This window comes from Streptomyces pristinaespiralis, from assembly GCF_001278075.1.
Lineage (GTDB): Bacteria > Actinomycetota > Actinomycetes > Streptomycetales > Streptomycetaceae > Streptomyces > Streptomyces pristinaespiralis.
This window is the reverse complement of the sequence record NZ_CP011340.1, coordinates 7,421,986-7,442,257: the sequence shown is the minus strand read 5'-3', so window position 1 is coordinate 7,442,257 and position 20,272 is coordinate 7,421,986. Positions and strand designations below refer to the sequence as shown.

At 73.3% G+C, this 20,272-nt stretch carries 19 protein-coding genes; 11 read left to right on the top strand and 8 right to left on the bottom strand.

Annotated features, from left to right (window positions below):
• Nucleotides 1-121: 121 nt before the first annotated feature.
• Complete coding sequence (locus tag SPRI_RS32055) at nt 122-2,536, top strand: right-handed parallel beta-helix repeat-containing protein (protein ID WP_005320609.1); 2,415 nt, start codon at nt 122-124, stop codon at nt 2,534-2,536.
• Here SPRI_RS32055 and SPRI_RS32050 read toward each other — a convergent pair.
• Nucleotides 2,506-5,046, bottom strand: coding sequence for a hypothetical protein (locus SPRI_RS32050; protein WP_053557571.1), 2,541 nt, complete (start codon nt 5,044-5,046; stop codon nt 2,506-2,508). The two genes, SPRI_RS32055 and SPRI_RS32050, sit on opposite strands and share 31 nt — an antisense overlap.
• Before the next feature lie 274 nt (nt 5,047-5,320).
• Between SPRI_RS32050 and SPRI_RS32045 the strand changes: the two genes are divergently transcribed.
• From SPRI_RS32045 to SPRI_RS32035, 3 genes are all read left to right on the top strand, one after another.
• Nucleotides 5,321-6,160 (top strand): DeoR/GlpR family DNA-binding transcription regulator, encoded by an 840-nt coding sequence (locus SPRI_RS32045; RefSeq protein WP_005320603.1) that lies wholly within the window; start codon nt 5,321-5,323, stop codon nt 6,158-6,160.
• A 5-nt stretch (nt 6,161-6,165) separates the two neighbouring features.
• Complete coding sequence (locus SPRI_RS32040) at nt 6,166-6,612, top strand: Immediate-early protein 2 (RefSeq protein ID WP_037775368.1); 447 nt, start codon at nt 6,166-6,168, stop codon at nt 6,610-6,612.
• A 70-nt stretch (nt 6,613-6,682) separates the two neighbouring features.
• Complete coding sequence (locus tag SPRI_RS32035) at nt 6,683-7,162, top strand: SRPBCC family protein (RefSeq protein WP_005320597.1); 480 nt, start codon at nt 6,683-6,685, stop codon at nt 7,160-7,162.
• Nucleotides 7,163-7,179: 17 nt separating this feature from the next.
• Here SPRI_RS32035 and SPRI_RS32030 read toward each other — a convergent pair whose 3' ends face one another.
• Entirely contained in the window at nt 7,180-8,316 is a 1,137-nt protein-coding gene (locus SPRI_RS32030) for a PLP-dependent cysteine synthase family protein (protein WP_005320594.1), read from the bottom strand.
• Between the two features lie 194 nt (nt 8,317-8,510).
• On the opposite strand from SPRI_RS32030, the gene SPRI_RS32025 reads away from it, so the two are divergent.
• Together SPRI_RS32025 and SPRI_RS32020 are read left to right on the top strand one after the other, a co-directional pair.
• Nucleotides 8,511-8,834: a hypothetical protein gene (locus SPRI_RS32025; protein WP_005320591.1), complete on the top strand. Its 324-nt coding sequence runs from the start codon at nt 8,511-8,513 to the stop codon at nt 8,832-8,834.
• Between the two features lie 179 nt (nt 8,835-9,013).
• The gene (locus tag SPRI_RS32020; protein WP_078535412.1) at nt 9,014-9,550 is read left to right on the top strand and encodes an ATP-binding protein; all 537 of its coding nucleotides are present in this window, start codon (nt 9,014-9,016) and stop codon (nt 9,548-9,550) included.
• Nucleotides 9,551-9,573: 23 nt separating this feature from the next.
• Here the strand turns inward: SPRI_RS32020 and SPRI_RS32015 are convergent, their stop codons facing one another.
• Genes SPRI_RS32015 through SPRI_RS32005 form a run of 3 tightly spaced genes read right to left on the bottom strand, consistent with a single transcriptional unit; the run spans nt 9,574 to nt 13,207 of the window.
• On the bottom strand, nt 9,574-12,144 hold the full coding sequence (locus SPRI_RS32015) for an ABC transporter permease (RefSeq protein ID WP_005320587.1): 2,571 nt from the start codon (nt 12,142-12,144) through the stop codon (nt 9,574-9,576).
• Nucleotides 12,141-12,926, bottom strand: a complete 786-nt coding sequence (locus SPRI_RS32010; RefSeq protein ID WP_005320586.1) for an ABC transporter ATP-binding protein — start codon at nt 12,924-12,926, stop codon at nt 12,141-12,143. Before SPRI_RS32010 ends, SPRI_RS32015 begins: the two co-directional genes overlap by 4 nt.
• On the bottom strand, nt 12,923-13,207 hold the full coding sequence (locus tag SPRI_RS32005) for an SHOCT domain-containing protein (protein ID WP_005320585.1): 285 nt from the start codon (nt 13,205-13,207) through the stop codon (nt 12,923-12,925). The genes SPRI_RS32010 and SPRI_RS32005 overlap by 4 nt, the downstream gene beginning before the upstream one ends.
• Before the next feature lie 171 nt (nt 13,208-13,378).
• On the opposite strand from SPRI_RS32005, the gene SPRI_RS32000 reads away from it, so the two are divergent.
• Nucleotides 13,379-13,966 carry a TetR/AcrR family transcriptional regulator gene (locus SPRI_RS32000; RefSeq protein WP_005320584.1) on the top strand — a complete coding sequence of 196 codons (588 nt, stop codon included), beginning with the start codon at nt 13,379-13,381 and terminating at the stop codon, nt 13,964-13,966.
• 7 nt (nt 13,967-13,973) lie between these two features.
• Nucleotides 13,974-14,555 (top strand): DUF4865 family protein, encoded by a 582-nt coding sequence (locus tag SPRI_RS31995; protein ID WP_005320581.1) that lies wholly within the window; start codon nt 13,974-13,976, stop codon nt 14,553-14,555.
• On the opposite strand, the gene SPRI_RS31990 is transcribed toward SPRI_RS31995, so the two are convergent.
• A complete protein-coding gene (locus tag SPRI_RS31990) occupies nt 14,556-15,404 on the bottom strand; it encodes a YhjD/YihY/BrkB family envelope integrity protein (protein ID WP_053557820.1) in 849 nt (282 codons plus the stop codon).
• 488 nt (nt 15,405-15,892) lie between these two features.
• On the bottom strand, nt 15,893-17,107 hold the full coding sequence (locus SPRI_RS31985; RefSeq protein ID WP_053557570.1) for an ROK family protein: 1,215 nt from the start codon (nt 17,105-17,107) through the stop codon (nt 15,893-15,895).
• 97 nt (nt 17,108-17,204) lie between these two features.
• On the opposite strand from SPRI_RS31985, the gene SPRI_RS31980 reads away from it, so the two are divergent.
• The 3 genes from SPRI_RS31980 (at nt 17,205) to SPRI_RS31970 (ending at nt 19,628) form a co-directional block, all read left to right on the top strand.
• The gene (locus SPRI_RS31980) at nt 17,205-18,428 is read left to right on the top strand and encodes an MFS transporter (RefSeq protein WP_037775365.1); all 1,224 of its coding nucleotides are present in this window, start codon (nt 17,205-17,207) and stop codon (nt 18,426-18,428) included.
• Nucleotides 18,429-18,493: 65 nt separating this feature from the next.
• Nucleotides 18,494-18,838: an SCO4225 family membrane protein gene (locus SPRI_RS31975; protein ID WP_005320570.1), complete on the top strand. Its 345-nt coding sequence runs from the start codon at nt 18,494-18,496 to the stop codon at nt 18,836-18,838.
• Between the two features lie 46 nt (nt 18,839-18,884).
• Nucleotides 18,885-19,628 carry a maleylpyruvate isomerase family mycothiol-dependent enzyme gene (locus SPRI_RS31970; RefSeq protein ID WP_053557569.1) on the top strand — a complete coding sequence of 248 codons (744 nt, stop codon included), beginning with the start codon at nt 18,885-18,887 and terminating at the stop codon, nt 19,626-19,628.
• 31 nt (nt 19,629-19,659) lie between these two features.
• Here SPRI_RS31970 and SPRI_RS31965 read toward each other — a convergent pair whose 3' ends face one another.
• Nucleotides 19,660-20,163: a hypothetical protein gene (locus SPRI_RS31965; protein ID WP_053557819.1), complete on the bottom strand. Its 504-nt coding sequence runs from the start codon at nt 20,161-20,163 to the stop codon at nt 19,660-19,662.
• Nucleotides 20,164-20,272: the final 109 nt, after the last annotated feature.

Sequence of the window (20,272 nt, the reverse complement as noted above, 5' to 3'; positions counted from 1 at the left end):
ATCCCGTCAACTCCCGCCCGCCGCGCGCGCTACGGTGGTGCGACGCCCTTCGGGGTCAGGGAGGCGTTCCCCTCAGAGACGCACCATTGCACGGAACACGAGGTGGGGGCAGAGCAGCACGATGGCACAGGGCACGGTCCAGGTGACGCACACCGGAACCTCGCGGTGGCGGCGCCGCACAGGCGAGTACCCCTCACTCGCCGCTGCCCTGGAGGCCGCCGGCGACGGGGACATCCTCACCGTCGCCCCCGGTACCTACCGGGAGAATCTGGTCGTCCGCCGGGCGGTCACACTGCGCGGCCCCGAAGGCTCCGCCGGGTCGGTGCGCATCGCCCCGGCCGACGGTGTGCCGCTGACCGTCCGTGCCTCCGCCACCGTGCAGGACCTGCATGTGGAGGGCCAGGACTCCGCCGCCCCCGCCCTGCTGGTGGAGGACGGCACGCCCGAGCTGATGGACCTGCGGATCGTCACCAGGTCCGCCGTCGGCCTCGAGGTACGCGGCGCGGCCCGGCCCACCGTGCGGCGCTGCACCATCGACAACCCGGCGGGCGTCGGGATCGGCGTACTGGACGGCGCGGGCGGTGTGTTCGAGGAGTGCGAGGTGGTGGCGGCCGGCCAGTCCGGCGTGTCGGTGCACGGCGGGGCGCATCCACGGCTCGAGCGCTGCCGGGTGCACCACACCTCCGGCGCGGGCCTGAGCGTCTCCGGCGAGGGCAGCGGTCTGGAGGCGATCGGCTGCGAGGTGTACGAGATCAAGGGCACCGGCGTCCAGATCGCGTCACGCGCCGGCGCGCACCTGACCGACTCCTCCGTGCACCGCACATCGGCCGACGGTGTCACCCTCGACACCGACGCGGTCCTGACCCTCTCCGACTGCGACATCCACGACATCCCGGAGAACGCGATCGATCTGCGCTCCCGGTCCGTGCTGACGCTCACCCGCTCCACGGTGCGCCGCTTCGGCCGCAACGGCCTGTCCGTGTGGGACCCGGGTACCCGCGTGGACGCCAACCAGTGCGAGATCCACGACAGTACGGGCGACTATCCGGCGGTCTGGGTCAGTGACGGCGCGACGGCGGTGCTCGACTCCTGCCGGGTCCACGACGTGCCCGACGCGCTGTTCGTCCTCGACCGCGGCTCCCGCGTCGACGTCGTCGACAGCGACCTCTCCCAGGTCCGCAACACGGCGGTCTCGGTGAGCGACGGCGCGACGGCGCAGCTCGACGACTGCCGTATCCGCGAGGTCTCGACCGGCGCCTGGTTCCGCGACCACGGCAGCGGCGGCACGCTGAACGGCTGCACCATCGACGCCGCCCAGACGGGCGTGATCGTCACCAAGGGCGCGGACCCGGTGATCGAGCGCTGCACCGTCACCTCCCCCGCGGAGGCCGGTTTCTACGTGTCCGCGGAGGGCCGCGGCACCTTCCGCGGCTGCCGCGTCACGGGCAGCGGAGGTTACGGCTTCCATGTGATGGACGGCTGCCGTACGACGCTGAACCGCTGCCGCACGGAGCGTTGTGCGCGCGGGGGTTACGAGTTCGGCGAGGAATCGGGGCCGGTCGTCGAGGACTGCACCAGCGACGAGAGCGGGATCGCCCGCCCCGGCGCCGAGCCGGCCACGGCCACGCTGACGGCGACGAGGACACCCGGTCTGCTGTCCGCGGTCCCCGCGCAGAGCGTGCAGTCCGCGCCCGCGCCCGCGCCCGCGCCGCCGAACGAGCCGGTGCGCAACTCGAACGACGTGCTCGGCGAACTGGACGCCCTGGTCGGCCTCGACAGCGTCAAGCGTGAGGTCCGTACGCTCACCAACATGATCGAGGTGGGCCGCCGCCGGCAGGAGGCCGGACTCAAGGCCGCCTCCGTACGCCGCCACTTGGTCTTCACCGGCTCCCCGGGCACGGGCAAGACGACCGTCGCCCGGCTGTACGGCGAGATCCTCGCCTCCCTCGGGGTGCTGGAGCGCGGCCATCTCGTGGAGGTGTCCCGGGTGGATCTGGTGGGCGAGCACATCGGCTCCACCGCGATCCGCACCCAGGAGGCGTTCGACCGGGCGCGCGGCGGAGTGCTGTTCATCGACGAGGCGTACGCGCTGTCCCCCGAGGACTCCGGCCGGGACTTCGGCAAGGAGGCCATCGACACCCTGGTGAAGCTGATGGAGGACCACCGGGACGCCGTCGTGGTCATCGTCGCCGGCTACACGGCGGAGATGGAGCGCTTCCTCGCGGTCAACCCGGGCGTCGCGTCACGCTTCTCACGGACCATCACCTTCAGCGACTACGACCCGGAGGAACTGCTGCGGATCGTCGAGCAGCAGTCGCAGGAGCACGAGTACCGGCTGGCCGAGGGCACGTCGGAGGCGCTGCTGAAGTACTTCACGGCGCTGCCCAAGGGACCGGCCTTCGGCAACGGCCGTACCGCGCGCCAGACGTTCGAGTCGATGGTGGAGCGGCACGCGGGGCGGGTCGCCGAGCTCGCGGAGACGAGCACCGACGACCTCACCCTGCTCTACGCGGAGGATCTGCCCGAACTGCCCTGAGCCTGCCGGGGCACGGCCGGTGTGAGCCGGTCGAGCAGGGCCGCCCGCTCCTTCGCGAAGTCCGGATGGGCCTGGTAGTCGGAGTGCCCGAGGATCGGCTCGGGCAGCGGATGGCGCTCCGAACGGCCGTAGACCACCGGGTCCTTGAGCGCTTGCCGGTCGACGTCGGTCGGGTCGTCGCAGCCGTCACCCGCCGGGTCCGTCTCCGCGGTGATCAGCATCGGCCCGCCGATGGGGTCGGTGCGCCGCCACAGGTTGCGCCAGCAGTCGACCTCACTGCTGAGTTCCAGCAGCGCCTTGGGCCCGAAGTAGGCCGGGAACCAGCGCCCGTACAGGCGCTCCAGCGGAGATCCGTACGTCAGGAGCGCCACCCGTTTACGGGTGTCGGCGGGCAGTTGCCACACGGCGGCCGCGGCGAGGACGCTGCCCTGCGAGTGCCCGGAGATCACCAGCCGGCCGCCGGTCCGCCCGGTCCAGGTGCACATGCGCCACGTCAGGTCGGGTACGGCCCGCTCGGCGTAGCACGGCGGTGCGAAGGGGTGCGCGGCGCGCGGCCAGAAGGTGCCCACGTCCCACAGGATGCCGATGGTCCGCCGGGCGGAGGCGTCGCGGTAGGCGCGGCGGCCCATGGTGACGAACAGTATGAAGCCGAAGCCGATGAGCCAGGACCCCAGTGCCTGCGCGGCCTCCGCCGCCGATTCGGCGGGCCCCTCGCCGAAGGACCGGCCCGGCACCTCGCCGCTGGCCCACGCGCCGCCGACGGCCGCGGCGCCGAGCAGCAGGGTCGCGCCGGAGACGACGCCGACGATCAGCGGCGCGACGTCGGTGAGTGCCGCGCGGGCGCGGGTGCCGGCTATCCGGCGGGTGCGGACACGGTCGCGGCGGCCTTCTCCGGGGTCGCCGTCGAAGTACTCGGCCTCGATCTGCGGCACGAGGCGGCGTGCGGTGTGCCATGTCCGTACGGCGAGCAGTACGGCCGGTACGAGCAGCACCGCCAGCAGCACGGGGATGACGGACGCCTGCCAGCTCAGCAGGACCGGCGGCCCCGGGATGGTGCCTTCCCCGTCCATGCCGGGGGTGCCCGGTCCGTCCAGCCAGTCCGCGACGCGCTGGGCGACGCCGCCGGTCATCACGCCGCCGAGCGCGCAGGCGAGCATGGCCACGGCCGGTCCGCCGAGTCCGTGCAGCACGGTGCGGGGGTGCCGGGCGCGGCGGTGCAGCCGCCGGGCGGCCACGGCCAGGGCGACGACGAGCGCACCTTGGGCGAGGACGATCACCCGGAAGGTGACGTCGCCGGGGAGGGTGCCGGCCGAGGTCCATCCGGGGCGTGACCAGGAGGCGTAGAGCAGCGACAGGGCGAGCAGGACCAGGGCGGCACCGGGCAGGCAGCGCACGGCGGCCCGGTCGATGCCGGCGTCGACGCGCCGCTCGCTGCGGCCCCGGCGGGCCACCACCCACAGCACGGCGGCGGCACCGGCGACGAGCGCGCCTTCCAGGAGGATGCCGCAGACCTTCAACAGGGCGTTCTCGCCGCCCCGGTCGTGGCGGGCGGCGGCACCGGCGACCGCGGCGGCGACGGTGAGTAATCCGGCCGCGGTGTGCGCGGCGCGCAGCCGGGCGACGAGCCGCCGTCCGTACCAGAACCCGGGCCGTCCCAGAGCGGGCCGGACGAGCGGCTTCCGCTGTCCGGCGGACCCGGGGTGGTCGCCGCCGTCCTCGTGATCGCCGTCCTCGCCACGCCCGTTCCGGCCGTCCTCGCCACGCCCGTTCCGGCTGTCCTCGCCACGCCCGTTCCGGCCGTCGTGGTCGCCGTCCTCGGCCTCCGGAGTGTCCTCGTCGCCCTCGTCGTCCTCGTCCCCGGCGGCCGTGTCCCCGGCGCCGGTCGGCGGGCGCTGGGACTCGTAGGCGCTCCAGGTCCGGTTGGACAGGTACCAGAGCAGTGCGACCAGCGCGGCGGGCACCACCGCCGCGACGGTCAGGCGCCGCCCCGGCTGGGACCACCAGCCTTCCCTGGCAGCGGACATGAAGCCGAGCCACGACCGCTCGTCGCTGCACGCGTCCGACCCGGCGCACTGCCAGGCCAGCAGGTCGAGGGCGACCTCACAGGCCGCCGCGGTCAGCAGTACGGTCAGGGTGAGGGCGACCAGGCGCACCAGCGCACCGTAGAGACGGGTGGTCGTGCGTCTCCCCTTCGCCCTGGGCCGCATCCAGTGAGCGAGGTTGACGACCATGAACGGGAGCAGCAGCAGCCACAGTGCCCGGGCGCCGTTGCCGGACGTGAGGTTGGACCAGCAGTACGCCTCCGGGATGGGCCGGTCCCGGTAGTCGCCGGGGCGGTCCTCCGCCTCCGCGTCGTCGGTGCGGCGGTACACGGCTGCCTTCTCGTCGCCGGTTATCCGTACGGTACGGGGGTCGCCGAGCATGTCCTGCGGGGTCGCTCCGCCGACGCCGTGGACGAGCAGCTCGAGCGCGGGACCGCCGCTTCGCGGTTCCTGGGTGGCAGGGGACACTGCGGTGACTCCCTCATCTCGGGACGAGCCGGAACGGAACACAACGGGACGGAACGGGTGGAACGCGAGGGGCCGGTACGGCGCGGCCTCGTCCGGCGTGCCCCCCGCAGCAACGATGGCGACAGAATCGCGGATCACGACAGGCCGCCGCACCGCTCTCACGGAATCTCCCCGAGCCCGAGGGGCAATACGCGTGCGAGGATGAGAAGCCTTGGCCACGGCCCCGTGGAGGGCGTGGACGGCGTACGGCTACCAGGAAGGACCGGCCCCGGCGGTGAGCGACAACCAGAACCTCCTCGCGGAGCAGCGGCGTGCTCTGATCCTCGACGAGGTGCGCAGGCGGGGCGGGGTCCGGGTCAACGAACTCACCCGCAGGCTGAACGTCTCCGACATGACGGTGCGGCGCGATCTGGACGCTCTGGCGCGGCAGGGTGTCGTGGAGAAGGTGCACGGCGGCGCCGTCCCGGTGGTCGAGGCGAGCACCCACGAGCCTGGCTTCGAGGCGAAGTCGGCGCTCGAGCTGAGGGCCAAGGAGGACATCGCGCGGGCCGCGGCCGCGCTGGTGGCGCCGGGCAGCGCGATCGCCCTCTCCGGCGGGACGACGACGTACGCGCTGGCGCACCATCTGCTGGACATGCCGGACCTGACGGTCGTCACCAACTCGGTGCGGGTGGCCGACGTCTTCCACACGGCACAGCGGTCGGGCGGCGCGGGCGGGCGGCGGCCGGGCGCCGCGACGGTGGTGCTCACCGGAGGGGTGCGCACGCCGTCGGACTCGCTGGTCGGTCCGGTGGCCGACCAGGCGATCCGCTCGCTGCACTTCGATGTGCTGTTCCTCGGCGTGCACGGCATTTCGGTGGAGGCCGGCCTGTCCACGCCGAATCTCGCGGAGGCGGAGACAAACCGCCACCTCGTGCAGGCCGCGCGCCGGGTGGTGGTGGTCGCGGACCACACCAAGTGGGGGACGGTGGGCCTCAGTTCGTTCGCGGGGCTCGCGGAGGTGGACACCCTGGTCACCGACGCGGGGCTGCCTGCCGCGGTCCGCGAGGAGATCGCCGAGCATCTGCCCTCCCTGGTCGTGGCGGGCGAACAGGCCGACGCGCAGGACGGCTGAGCACCGTGAGCACCTTCCGCATCGGGCGGATCACCGGCCTGCCGGCCGCCGAGTGCTGGTCGAGGGTCACCGACTGGCCGGCGCACGGGGCGGCGGTGCCGCTGACGGCCGTCACGGTGTCGGGCCCCGGGCCGGCCGGGGTGGGCACGACGGTCGTCGCGCGCAGTGGTGCGGGCCGGTTCGGCTTCGACGATCCGATGGAGATCGTCGAGTGGGAGCCGCCGTCGGAGGTCCGGCGGGGCCGCTGCCGGCTGGAGAAGCGCGGCAGGGTCGTCACCGGCTGGGCCGAGATCGAGGTCCATGGCACGGAGACGGGTTCGGTGGTCCTGTGGGTGGAGGAGCTGCGTGTGGCGCTGCTGCCCCGGCGACTGGACCGGGTGGTGGCCCGGGTGGGCCGCCTCGTGTTCGCCCGCGCGCTGGACGCGCTCCTGAACGGCCGGGACCGGCACTGAGGGCGGACATCGGAGCGGGCTGCGGCTATGGTGTGCGGTCCCGTCGCCCGCCGCTGCAGTGAGGACCCCCATGGCACGTCAACTCCGCCCCGTGGACCTGGAGTTCGTGGAGAGCGCACCGCTGCGTCTGGTTTTCTCCGCGCACCTCACGGCGTCGCCGCAGGCGTTGTACGCGGCACTCGCCGACGATGTCGCCGGCTGGCCCGCATGGTTCACCGCGGTGACCGCGGCCCGGCCCGTGGACGACGGCGCGGGACGCGAGATCAGGCTCAAGGGCGGCACGGTGTTCACGGAGACGGTCCTCGCACGGGAGCCGGACATCCGCTACGCGTATCGCGTCGACCAGACCAACGCCCCTGGCCTGCGAGCCCTGTTGGAGGAGTGGCGGATCGCCCCGACGCCGACCGGCTCCCGGGTGCAGTGGACGTTCGCGGCCGACGGCCCCGGGCCGCTGCGTATCGTGCTGCGCCTGGGCCGTCCCGGGCTGGGGCGCGCCTTCAAGGACGCCATGCGCAATCTGGACCGCCGGCTGGACCGTTCCTCCGGCTGACCGTCAGGACCGGCGGGTCAGCAGGGCCAGACGCCGCCGGCGAGGAACTCCTCGATCGCGACCGTGTACGGGTGGATGTCCAGCCCCTGTTCGGCGAGCCAGGCGTCGGAGTAGTACTTGTCGAGATAGCGGTCGCCCGGATCGCAGATGAGGGTGACGACGCTGCCCTTCTCGTCTGCCGCCACCATCTCGGAAACGATCTTGAAGGCGCTCCACAGCCCGGTGCCGGTGGAGCCGCCCGCCTTGCGCCCGATGGCCTGTTCCAGGGCTCGTACGGCGGCGACGCTCGCCGCGTCCGGCACCTTCATCATCCGGTCGATGGCTCCCGGCACGAAGCTGGGCTCCATACGGGGCCGGCCGATGCCTTCGATCCGCGAGCCGCAGTCGCTGCTGGCGCGGGGGTCGCCGTGGGTCCAGCCGTCGAAGAAGCAGGAGTTCTCCGGGTCGGGGACGCAGATGCGGGTGTCGTGCTGCATGTAGTGCACGTAGCGGGCGATGGTCGCCGAGGTGCCTCCGGTACCGGCCGTCGCGACGATCCAGGCCGGCTCCGGGTACCGCTCGAGACGCAGCTGCTGGTAGATCGACTCGGCGATGTTGTTGTTGCCGCGCCAGTCGGTGGCCCGTTCGGCATAGGTGAACTGGTCCATGTAGTGGCCGCCGGTGCGCTCGGCGAGCGCGGCCGACTCCTCGTACATCCTGCGGGGGTCGTCGACGAAGTGGCACTGTCCGCCGTGGAACTGGATCAGGCGGATCTTCTCGGCGCTGGTGGTGCGCGGCATGACGGCGACGAAGGGCACCCCGACCAGCTTGGCGAAGTACGCCTCGGAGACGGCGGTCGAGCCGCTGGACGCCTCGATGACGGGCTTGCCGGGTCTGATCCAGCCGTTGCAGAGCCCGTACAGGAACAGCGAGCGGGCCAGACGGTGCTTGAGGCTGCCGGTGGGGTGGGTGGACTCGTCCTTGAGGTAGAGGTCGATCCCCCACGCCTCGGGTAGCGGGAAGCGGAGCAGGTGGGTGTCGGCCGACCGGTTGGCGTCGGCCTGGACCTTGCGTACGGCGTCCTTGAGCCATGCCCGGTAGCGCGGATCGCTGCGGTCGACGTCGACGGTCACGGCCGGCGCGCCCGGTGCCTGCTGCTGCCCGGTGCTGTTCATAACGTCGCCCTCCGTCTGCGGTCCTTGGTGCCGTCCTCCGGCCACACCGGCAACAGTAAGCCCGCCACCTGCGTAAACGTTCACTTTGGGTATCCATAGGCGCTGCTTGTGGCGTGACTGCGTCGGGCGTACTGGTGTGCAGGGCGCGAGTTGTGCACACTTCCAGAAGAGTCGCTGCAAAGGGGGCGGACGCAATGGCCATGGCAGAGCCGGAATTCAGCGCCACGGGGGTGCGTATCGAGCGCTGGCCACGCTCGCTCACCCGGGCCGGGCAGGTGCTGATCAAGGACGGCAGGCTGGCGCTGATGACCAGTTACGGCCGGGTGATCGAGAGCGCGCCGGTGCGTGCGGTCACCGCGGGACGCCCGTGGTTCGCGGGTGACGACAGCACGGTGGCGACGCTCAACGGCAAGCGTTACCGGCTGACCATGGGGCAGCGCAGCCGGCGGCCGGACGCCCGTGCCCTGGCCGGGCGTTTCCTCGAAGCGGTACGCGGGGCCGGCGGTTCCGAGCGCTGAGACGCGCGGTGGTGCCGTGAGTTGCGGGCCCTTGAGCGATGGTCCACGCTGGTTCCACATCACTCAGGGTGCACCGGCGGTCACGCTGCGATCCAGCCCCGCCGGTCTGATCAGCAGGTCGGCCAACTGCTGGATCGCTTTTCTCGTCTTCTTCCGGACTATTTCGGGGAGTCGCAGCCGTGATCAGCCAGCCAAGCAGGCACTGCACGGTGGAGCTCCAGGCCCTGCCGTCGCGGATCGGTCAGGTCCGCAGAATCATCTCGGCGCAACTACGCTACTGGCATCTCGATCCTTTGATCGACCAGGCGGCGCTGGGCGTCACCGAGCTGCTGACCAATGTCCACCGGCATGCTCGGCCGGACAAGATGTGCACCGTGGACGTCGAGCTGCTGCTCGACCGGCTCACGGTGTCCGTACACGACCACGATCCGCGGATGCCGACCGTGCGCAGGCCCGGGTCGTCCGCCACATCGGGACGTGGCCTCGCGCTGATCGCCGCCATGAGCGAGAGCTGGGGCGTGAGACCGCAGGGCGACAGCGGCAAGGTCGTCTGGTTCACTCTCCCGGCCCCCTCCCCCGCCGTGACCATGCCGCCCTGCGCGGCGGTCTACGGTGCGACGACCATCGGCCCGTTCACCGGGCTGCCGCCGGCCGAGATCCTGCCGGTCGTCCCGGAGACGGAGACGGTTGCCGCCCGGTCGGCCGTTGCCGGCTGACCGGGCGGACAGGGGGCCGTACGTCATTCGGCGGCGATGGCGCGCAGCACGTCGAGACGTGCGGCGCGGCGTGCGGGCCGCCGGCCCGCGAGCGCGCCCGCCACCAGACCGACCGCCGCGACGACGGCGAGTTGCAGCGGTGGGACCGCGAAGGCGAACGCCGTCCCGCCCGATCCCTCCGACGCCTCGACGAGCACCCATCCCAGCAGCCCTCCGAGCGCCAGGCCGCCGGCGGTGCCGAACGCCGCCACCAGCACCGACTCCCAGTGCACCATCGACCGCAACTGCGACCGGGTCTGCCCGACGGCCCGCAACAGGCCCAGTTCCCGGGTGCGTTCGTGGACGGCGAGCGTGAGGGCGTTGGCGATGCCGAGCAGCGCGATCACGACGGCGAGGGCGAGCAGCGCGTAGACGAGGGTGAGCATCATGTCGATGCCACCGGCCGCGCTCCGCGCGTACTCGTCGCGGGTCTGCACCTCCGGGTTGCCGAAGTCCGCCGCCGTCCTCTCGACCGCGGCCGTGCCGTCGGCGGTGCTCACGCCGTCCTCGAAGGTGACGGAGACCAGCGTGTCGGAGTCCTGGCCGCGGTGCGGCGCCCACGCCTCGCGGGTGACGACGTAGTCGCCGGCGAGCTCGGACTCCTCGTAGACGGCCCGGACGGTGAAGGTCTGCCGCGCGCCGTCGGTGAACGTCAGCTCGGCGGTGGAGCCGGGCCGCCAGCCGTGCTCGTCGGCCTCCGTGTCCGCCACGGCGAGGCCGGTGGTGCCCAGCGCGGAGAGCGAGCCCCGCACCTCGCCGAGTTCGAACGCGTCCGCGAGCGCGGCGGGGTCGGTGACGGTCAGCCGGCGCCCCGCGCCGTCGACCTCGGCGACACCCCGGCCGAGTCCGACCGCGGTGCGCACCTCGGGCAGTGCCTCGATCGCGGGGGCGAGCTTCGGGCTCAGGCCGCTGCCGCCCGCTCCGAACGCGGGCGTGCTGACCGCGACATCGCCCGCGAAGGAACGGGAGACCGTCTCGTCCATGGTCGCCTTGAGCGAGGCCCCGAAGACGGTGAACAACGAAACGACGGCGACGCCGATCATGAGTGCGGCGGCCGTGGCCGCGGTGCGCCGAGGGCTGCGCAGGGCGTTGCGCCTGGCCAGCCGGCCCGACACACCCGGCAGCCGGTCCAGCGGGCGGCCCATGACGCGGACGGCGCGGCCTGCCGCGACGGGACCGAGCGCCACGAACGCGGCGAGGACGAGTGCCGCACCGGTCGCGGCGAGCGTGACCGAGGGGACGGCGAGCACGCCGGTGAGGATGGCGGCGATCCCGGTGAGCGCCAGGGTGCCGCCCGCGTACGCCCGCTTCCGTGAGGCGGCGGAGTCCTCCACGGTGCTCTCGCGCAGCGCGGCCAGCGGCGCCGTGCGTCCGGCGCGGACGGCGGGCATCAACGCGGAGCCGAGACAGACCAGCAGGCCCACGGCGAGCGGAAGCAGCATCGAGACGCCGCTGACCTTCAAGGCGCCCTCGGGGAAGGGGAACCCGACGGCCGGGAACAGCGCCTGGAGCCCGGCGGCGATACCGATGCCCACGAGCAGCCCCGCGGCGGAGGCCGCGAGGGCCACGACGGCGGCCTCGACGAGGGTGGCGCCGACGATCTGTCGGCGGGTCGCGCCGAGCGCCCGCAGCAGCGCGTTCTCGCGGGTGCGCTGGGCGATGACGATGGCGAAGGTGTTGTAGATCGAGAAGGTGGCGACGAACAGGACGATGCCGGAGAAGACCAGCAGCAACGTGGTGAACAGGCTCAGGAACTGACCGGAGATCATCTCCTGGTTCTCCCGCGTGGACTGCTCTCCGGTGATGGCCTCGACGTCGTCGGGCAGTACGGCTCCGAGGGCGTCGACGAGCTCCTGCTGGGTGGTCCCGGGACCGGCCCGCACCTGGATGGACGCCGCCTCTCCCGGCCTCGGGGTGAGGTACTTCTCGGCGTCGGCGCGGGTCATCGCGGTGAACGTGGTCCGGCCCATACCGTCCTCGCCGCCGAAGGCGGCGAGCCCGACGACGGTGACACGCAGGGGGTCGGGGGTGCGCAGCACGGTGGCGTCACCGATCCTCAGCCCGCCGGCCTCGGCGGCGCCTCGGTTGATCACCACCTCACCGCTCGCGGCCGGTGCGCGTCCCTCCGCGAGCCGGTACGGGTTGAGTTCCCGGTCCTGGATCCAGTTGCCGGCGACGGTGGGCGGGCCCTGTCCGCCGACCGGTTCGCCGTCGGAACCGATGAGCTGGCCGGCGCCCCGGATGTCGGGTTCGGCCGCGGCGACGCCGGGCGTCCGCTCGATCCGGGCGACGAGGTCGGTGCGCACCGGCTGCCGGGTGCCCTGGGCTTCTCCGGAGACGGTGACGACATCAAGACTGCGTACGACGGCGTCCGTACCGCCGGTGGCCGAGGCGAAGAGGCTGTCGAAACTCGCGCGCAGCGTGTCGCCCATGACGAGCGTGCCGGTCAGGAAGGCCACTCCGAGCAGCACGGCGGTGAACGTGCCCGCGAAGCGGCGCCTGTGGGCACGCAGGGACGTCCGGCTGAGGCGCAGGGAGGCGCCGGTGGCGGTCATGGTGACACCTCCCGCTCTTTGTGCCGGGTGCCGTCGAAGGCCTTGAGGCGGTCGAGGACCCGTTCCGCCGTGGGGGCCTCCATGCGGTCGACGAGACGTCCGTCCGCGAGGAAGACGACCTCGTCGGCGTGGGCCGCGGCGACGGGGTCGTGGGTGACCATGACCACCGTGCGGTCGGTGCGGCGGACGGTGCCGGCGAGGAGCCGGAGCACCTCCTCGCCGGAGCGCGAGTCGAGGTTCCCGGTCGGCTCGTCGGCGAAGACGACCTGGGGCCGGCCCGCGAAGGCGCGGACCACCGCCACGCGCTGCTGCTGGCCCCCGGAGAGCTCGCTCGGCCTGTGGTGCAGCCGGTCACGCAGCCCGACGGTGTCGATGAGCGCGTCCAGCCACCGGCTGTCGGGCCGCTCACCGGCGAGGTCCATCGGCAAGGTGATGTTCTCCGCCACGGTGAGGGTGGGCAGGAGGTTGAAGGCCTGGAAGACGAAGCCGAGGTGCCTGCGGCGCAACAGGGTGAGCCGGTGGTCGTCGAGGCCGCTGAGGTCGGTGTCGCCGATGAACGCCGAGCCCGACGTGAGGGTGTCGAGCCCGGCGGCGCAGTGCATGAGGGTGGACTTGCCCGAGCCCGAGGGCCCCATGATCACGGTGAAGCGGCCGGCCGTGAAGTCGACGCTCACCCCGTCCAGGGCCCTCACCTCGGTGTCGCCGCTGCCGTAGACCTTCACGGCGTCGACGACCCGGGCGGCGGTCCGGGTGTCCGTCCCGGTGGTGACGGTGCCGGTCATGCCGCACCGTCCTTGGAGACGCGGCCGAACTGCTCCTCCAGGACCGACAGGCGGCGCCAGTACTCCTCCTCGTCGATCTCGCCCGCGGCGAAGCGGCGGCCGAGGACGGCGAGCGGCGAACTCTCGGCGATCGGCGGGCGGGTGCCCTGCCACCGCGCGGGACGGCCGCGCCAGACGCCGGTGCGGCGCAGGACGGTGACGGCGCCGACGACGACGGCGGCCCAGATCAGCGGGAAGAACAGGACCCACGGGCCGGGCCCGTCATAGGCGAGTGCGTTCATCTCGATCAGCTCCTCGGGTGGCGACGGTGCGCTTTCCTTGTCGCTTCGAGGCTCCCGCCGGCAGGGGGTGCGAGTCGTCGTACGGCCAGCGGCAGTGTGCGTACCACCCGCGGAGTACGCGGGGCCCGCGCGGCTGCTTCGCTGCGGGACCTGGCTACTGTACCTACTGGTATGTACAGTGGGCTCATGAGCACTTCCGAGCGGTTGATCGAGGCCACTCGTGAGCTGCTGTGGGAACGCGGCTACGTGGGCACCAGCCCGAAGGCGATCCAGCAGCTCGCGGGCGCGGGCCAGGGCAGCATGTACCACCACTTCACGGGAAAGCCGGACCTGGCGCTGGCAGCCGTCCGGCGCACCGCCGAGGAGATGCGGGCGGCCGCGGCGGCCTCCCTCGACGGCCCCGGCACGGCGTACGAGCGCATCGCCGGCTACCTGCTGCGCGAGCGGGACGTGCTGCGCGGGTGCCCCCTCGGCCGGCTGACCATGGACCCGGACGTCATCGCCGACGACCGGCTGCGGGCACCGGTCGAAGAGACGCTCGACTGGCTGCGCGGTCGGCTGGCGTCGGTCGTCGAGGAGGGCACGGAACGCGGCGAGCTGAGCGCGGCGCTCGTCCCGGCCGACATCGCCGCGACGATCGTCGCCACCGTCCAGGGCGGCTACGTACTGGCCCGCGCGTCCGGCTCCCCGGCCGCCTTCGACGCCGGGGTGCGGGGACTGCTCACCCTTCTGGATCCTTCCGCCGACGACAGGAGCTGAGCGCGCCATGCAGGTGATGCAGTACGAGATCACGCTTCCCGCCGACTACGACATGGGGATCATCCGCGAGCGGGTGGCGACCCGAGGGCATCTGCTCGACGACTTCCCCGGCCTCGGGCTCAAGGCGTACCTGGTGCGGGAACGCGGCGCGCACTCGCCGGTGAACCAGTACGCGCCGCTGTATCTCTGGGCGGCGCCGGAGGGCATGAACCGCTTCCTGTGGGGCCCCGGGTTCCAGGGCATCGTCGACGACTTCGGGCGGCCCGAGGTACGGCACTCCACGGGGCTCGCCTACTACGAGGGCCCCGCCGCCGGGCACCGCCCGGTCACCGCCGTCCGGCGGCGCCACGCACTGCCGCCGGGCGCCGCACCCGCCCCGCTGGTGGACGAGGCCGTACGGGAGACGGAGCGGCTCGCCGCACTGGACGGGGTCGTCTGCGCCGCGCTCGCTGTCGACCCACGCCGCTGGGAGCTGCTGCACCTCACGCTGTGGGCCGACGACCGGCCCGGGGCCGACGGCGACCGCTACCAGGTGCTGCACCTCTCGCAGCCGGAGCGTGCGGCGCTGCCACGCGGCAGACACTGGTGATCACCGATGCGGGGGGCCCGCGGCGGGCGGGCCCGGCCGCCGCCCCTGCGGCTTCCCGCCCCTGCGTGCCAGGTGCCGCCTCGTCCACATCTCATGGCCGACGCGCCCCGCGATGGCGCCGCCGTAGACGACCACTCCGACGCCCACGAGCCAGGACTGGACCACGAGAACCGTGCCGAACGGGCCGTAGGTCACCGCGTTCGACGCGATCAGCGGGGAGAAGACCAGCTGGGAGAAGACCCGCAGCCCGAGCAGTGCGATGGCGGTCGCGACAGCGCCCGGCAGCAGGGCCCGCCAGCGGACCCGTCCGCAGAGCAGGACCCGCTGGGACGCCCAGAAGAACAGCACCGTGCCCGCCAGGTCACCGATCGCCCCGATGGCCAACGACAGCACCGACTCACCGGGCAGCGGCGTGCTCACGAAGAGCATCAGGTAGACGATCAGCATCCCCAGCCACACGACGTGCCGCCACATCGTGTGCCAGCGGGCCGCCGGCAGGTCCCAGACCTTCTCGTACGTGGTCTGCACGGCGGAGCCGAAGGTGAGCCCGAAGACGGCGAGCGCGGCGAGACCGAAGGCAGTGGTCCGCTGAAGCGCCTGGCGCGGCAGACCGAACAGGCGCTCCACCTCGTCCTGCGAGGACTCCGCGAGCCCCAGCGCCTGGCTCATCCACCGGGCGAAGCCCTGGCCGCTCGCCGGGTCGGTGGCCGCGACGACGATCAGCAGCGGCACGAGCGTCAGGAAGCCGAGCGCGGCGAAGCCCATGGCCCGGTGCATCAGTTCGAGCCGGCGGCCGCGGCTCCAGCCGACCCCGAGCGGCGACTCGGCCAGCTTGCGCCACAGGCGCATCAGACGGTGCGGGCGGGCGGGGTCGTAGCTCACATGTCGTGGCCTACCCGAAAGCACCGGCGACCCGGCCACGGTGCCTCCGGACGGGTGGCCGGTCCGCGCTCGCCCGGCGCTCCCGAGGCACCGGACGGGCACGGGGCGCCTCCGGCGCGCCGGGTCCGCGCAGGCGTGCGCCGGGGGTCCGGGTCACGCCCTGTCGACGGGCCGGCTCCCGTACGTCCGCGGCCACATGGGGACACGGCCCGGCCAGCCCCAAGGCACGCGGCGGACGCCGGGCCAGCCGGGTGCCGACCGGCCCCTCCGAGAGGCGTGCCGGGCGGCGCGGCATCGGCGGGGGCGGCGTCAGCGGGGGGGCGGCGTTCAGCGTCCGGCACCCGGCGCCGCCTTCGGAAGGCAGCGCCGACGGACCGAGCCGGCCGATCGGGCCGGCGGACCTTTCGGACCGGCCGTCAGGCGAACGCGCCGGCGGGCGACTTCGCACCCTGCCGTCAGGCGAGCGCGGCCAAGGGGTCGTCGAGGACCGGCTGCCACGCCAGTTCCGCCGCGCCGACGAGGCTGTTGTGGTCGAGGGTGCAGGCCAGGATGGGGACGCCGCCGCTCCTGCCCCACAGGCTGCGGTCGGCGACCACGGCCCGCAGCCGGTCGGGGTCGGCGTCGAGCAGTTCCCGGTGGAGGCCGCCCAGGATGATGCGGTCCGGGTTGAGGATGTTGACGAGGCCCGCGAGGCCCAGTCCCAGCCGGTCGATCAGTTCCTCCGCCGCGGCGCGCACGGACGGGTCGTCGTACTCCCCGCGGAGCAGATCCCTGGCCCGTTGCAGCAGGGAGACCTCGGGGCCGGGGTTGCGGCCCGCCGCGGTCAGGAAGGCGAGCGGGTCCGTCTCGACGTCGAGGCAGCCACGGCTGCCGCAGTGGCAGGGGCGGCCCTCCGGGTTCACCGTGAGGTGCCCGACCTCGAGCGCCAGTCCCGAACTGCCGCTGTGCAGGCGCCCGTCGAGCACGAGCGCGCCGCCGACGCCGCGGTGGCCGGTGGCGACGCACAGCAGGTGCTGTGCGCCCCGGCCGGCGCCGTGCCGGTGCTCGGCGAGGGCCGCGAGGTTGACGTCGTTGCCGGTGAAGGCCGGTCCCGTGATACCCGCCGCGCTCACCCGCTCGGCGAAGATGTCGCGAACCGGGGCCCCGGCCGGCCAGGCCAGGTGCAGCGGGTTCAGCGCGGTGCCCTCTGGCTCCGCGACCGCGGACGGCACGGCGAGTCCGGCGCCGACACAGCGCCGGCCGCTGCGGCGCAGCAGTTCGGCGCCGGCGTCGACGACCTCGCCGAGCACCTGGGCGGGGTCGGCCTGCACGGTGACGCAGCCGGGCGCGGTGGCGACGATCCGGCCGCCGAGGCCGACGAGCGCGGCGCGGAAGCCGTCGGCGTGCACCTGTGCGGCGAGGACGACCGGGCCGGTGTCGTCGACGGACAGCCGGTGGGAGGGGCGGCCCTGCGAGCCGGCGGCGGCGCCGGGCCGGGAGTCGACGCGGATCAGGCCGAGCGCTTCCAGTTCCGCCGCGACGGCACCGGCGGTGGCGCGGGTGACGCCGAGCTCGGCGGTGAGCACGGCACGCGTGGGCGCACGTCCGGTGTGAACCAGCTCCAGGGCGGGGCCGAGCGCACTTCGGCCCCTCTCGAGTCTCGTCCGGGTGGTCGTCGCCTTGCCGTTCATGGAGGCGAGTCTCCCATGATCCCGGAGGTGCGAGCGCTTCCGTGCGGGGAATCCGGCCGCCTTGAAAGGAAGCGGCCGTACCCCCTATCCTCACTTTGTGCCGCTACTAAACAAACCCCGGACAGTCGTACCGGGCGGACCCGGCGGAGACCCCGCCCCCGCCTTCCTGTCCCGCCTCCGCGTCGCCCTCACCGTCTTCTTCGCCCTCGACGGCTTCCTCTTCGCCGGCTGGGTCGTCCGTATCCCGGCGATCAAGCAGCAGACCGGGTCGTCCGCGAGCGACCTCGGCCTCGCCCTGCTCGGGGTCTCGGCCGGCGCCGTCGTCACGATGACCCTCACCGGCCGGCTCTGCCGCCGCTTCGGCAGCCACCGGGTCACCGTCGCCGCCGCCGTACTGCTGTCCCTGAGCATGGCGCTGCCGCCGCTCACCCACTCCGCGCTCGCACTCGGCCTGGTGCTCCTCGTCTTCGGCGCCGCCTACGGCGGGATCAACGTCGCCATGAACAGCGCCGCGGTCGACCTCGTGAAGACGATGCGACGGCCCGTCATGCCCGCCTTCCACGCGGCCTTCAGCCTCGGCGGCATGCTCGGCGCAGGCCTCGGCGGCCTCGTCGCCGGGGGCCTGTCCCCCACCACCCACCTGCTCGCCCTCACCGGCATCGGGCTCCTGGTCACCGCCGCCGCCGGGCCCGTACTGCTCCGCCACCGGGCGCCCGCGGCCGGGACACCGACGGCCTCCCCCGCGCCGCGCCGCCTCGAGGGCCGCACCCGACGGCTCGTGGTGCTCTTCGGCGTGATCGCGCTGTGCACTGCGTACGGAGAGGGTGCGATGGCCGACTGGAGCGCGCTGCACCTCGAGCAGGACCTGCACGCCCACCCGGGCCTCGCCGCCGCCGGCTACTCCCTGTTCGCGCTGACCATGACCGTCGGGCGGCTCACCGGCACGGCGATGCTCGAACGGTTCGGCCAGACCCGCACGCTCGTCCTCGGCGGGGCGACCGCCGCCGCAGGCATGCTGATCGGCGCCCTCGCCACGTCGGTATGGGTGGCGCTCGCCGGTTTCGCCGTCGCGGGGCTGGGCCTGGCGAACATCTTCCCCGTGGCCGTCGGACGGGCCGGTGAGCTCGCAGGCCCCGGCGGTGTCGCCGCCGCCTCGACCCTCGGATACGGCGGCATGCTGCTCGGCCCGCCCGCGATCGGTTTCCTCGCCGACTGGTTCTCGCTGCCCCTGGCCCTGACGACGGTGGCCGTACTGGCCGCCTGCGCGGCGGCCATCGCGTACGGCGCCCGGGGGGCCGCCGTACCCGGTGCGGCTGAGTAGCGGTACTCAGGCGCCGCCGGGCCGGGCCGTCGCAGCATGGGGCGACGACCACCACGGGAGAAGCCATGCACACACGCCTGACCGCCCTCGCACGACTGACCTTCGGCAACCGGCCCGCCCAGGCGTATCTGGCGCTCGTCGCCGTCGCGGCCGTCCACGTCGCCGTCGACACGGCGTTCGCGCAGCACGCGGACGCCTCGTTCGCGGGTGTGTGGCTGTTCTTCCTGGCCGCACCCGCCATCTTCGGCCTCCTGGCCGCGGGAATGTTCTTCGGCGACTCGTCGGCCGAGTCCGCGGCCTTCCTGTATCCGGCGCTGGTCCTGGCGGTACTCGTCCAGGCCCTCGCCCTCGGCGCCTTCACCCGGCTGCTGAAGGACAGAACGGCCACCGCCCGCCCGCGCGGTGTCTGACGGCGTCCTCTCGAGAGCCGGGCGGTCCACTGGCACAATCGGCGTCATGGAGACCTCTGCCCTGATCAAGTCGCTCGTCCAGGAGGGACAGTTGCTGGCCCTCGCCGCCGAGGAGGCGGGGCCGGACGCCGCCGTGCCCACCTGCCCGGCGTGGCAGGTGCGCCACCTGCTCCGGCACACGGGGATGGTGCACCGCTGGGCAACGGTCTTCGTCGCGGAAGGGTGCACCGAGTACCGCCCGGAAGCCGGCGAACCGGATCTCGACGGCGACGAACTGCTCGAATGGTTCCGTGAGGGCCACGGGCTGCTGGTGGGCGCACTCAGCGAGGCCCCGCCGGACGTGAGCTGCTGGTCGTTCCTGCCCGCGCCGACGCCGCTCCACTTCTGGGCACGGCGGCAGGCCCACGAGACGGCCGTCCATCGCGCGGACGCCCAGTCCGCCGCCGGCGGCGACCCGGGGGAGGTCGCACCGGAGTTCGCCGTGGACGGCGTCGACGAACTGCTCTCCGCGTTCCACGCCCGGGGCAAGAGCAGGGTCCGCACCGAGACGCCCAGGGTGCTGCGCGTGAGGGCGACGGACACGGGCGACGTGTGGACCGTACGGCTGTCGCCGGAGCCGCCACGCACCGGACGCACGGAGGAGGGGCCCGCCGACTGCGAGGTCAGCGGCACCGCGGAGCGCCTCTATCTGACGCTGTGGAACCGGCTCCCCCTGGACGCCGTGTCCATCACCGGTGACACCGGTCTGGCGCGGCTGTGGCGGGAGCAGTCGGGCATCACCTGGTCGTAGTCCCCCGCCGGGGATCGCCGGGACGGCCGGATCAGGCTTCCGGCGTGTCCAGCCCGGAGCTGACGGCGTGCTTGTCGCCGGTGCCGCGGTGGCGGAGGTACGCCCAGAGGTCGAGGTGCTTGCACGCCCACACGGGGTCGTAGGCCGCCGTGGGCAGTTGAGGGATACGTTTGCGGCCGGTGCCGTCGAGCCGGTACGGCACCTCGAAGGCCGTGTTCCAGTGGTCGAGGTCGGCGGCGAAGCGATCTTCCGCTTCGCCGGCCTCCATTCCCAGGTACTGGGCGATCTCGCCCCAGGAACTGCCGCGCTCGCGCTCGTAGATCACCGCCGAGGCGAGAGCGCGTTCCGCGAGCTCCACGAGCTGGGCCGCCTGGCTCACCCGGCCGCCCGGGCCGGTGTCCGGGTCGTGGCCGGTGGGAACAAGACCCTCTGCGCTCTTGGAAACGTCCACGGCGTGGTCGCAGAGGACCAGTCGGGCCAGGGCGGAGCGGGAGAACCTGGCGCGGTCGGCGTCGTAGGGGGTCGTGTCGGTCACGGGCACAGCGTCGCAGGTCACCTCCCGCCCCGGGTACCGGATTTCGCCGCGGAGCGGGTCCTCTCCCGGTGACGGCGCCGGGAGGAGAGCCGCTTCCGTGCCGCGCGGC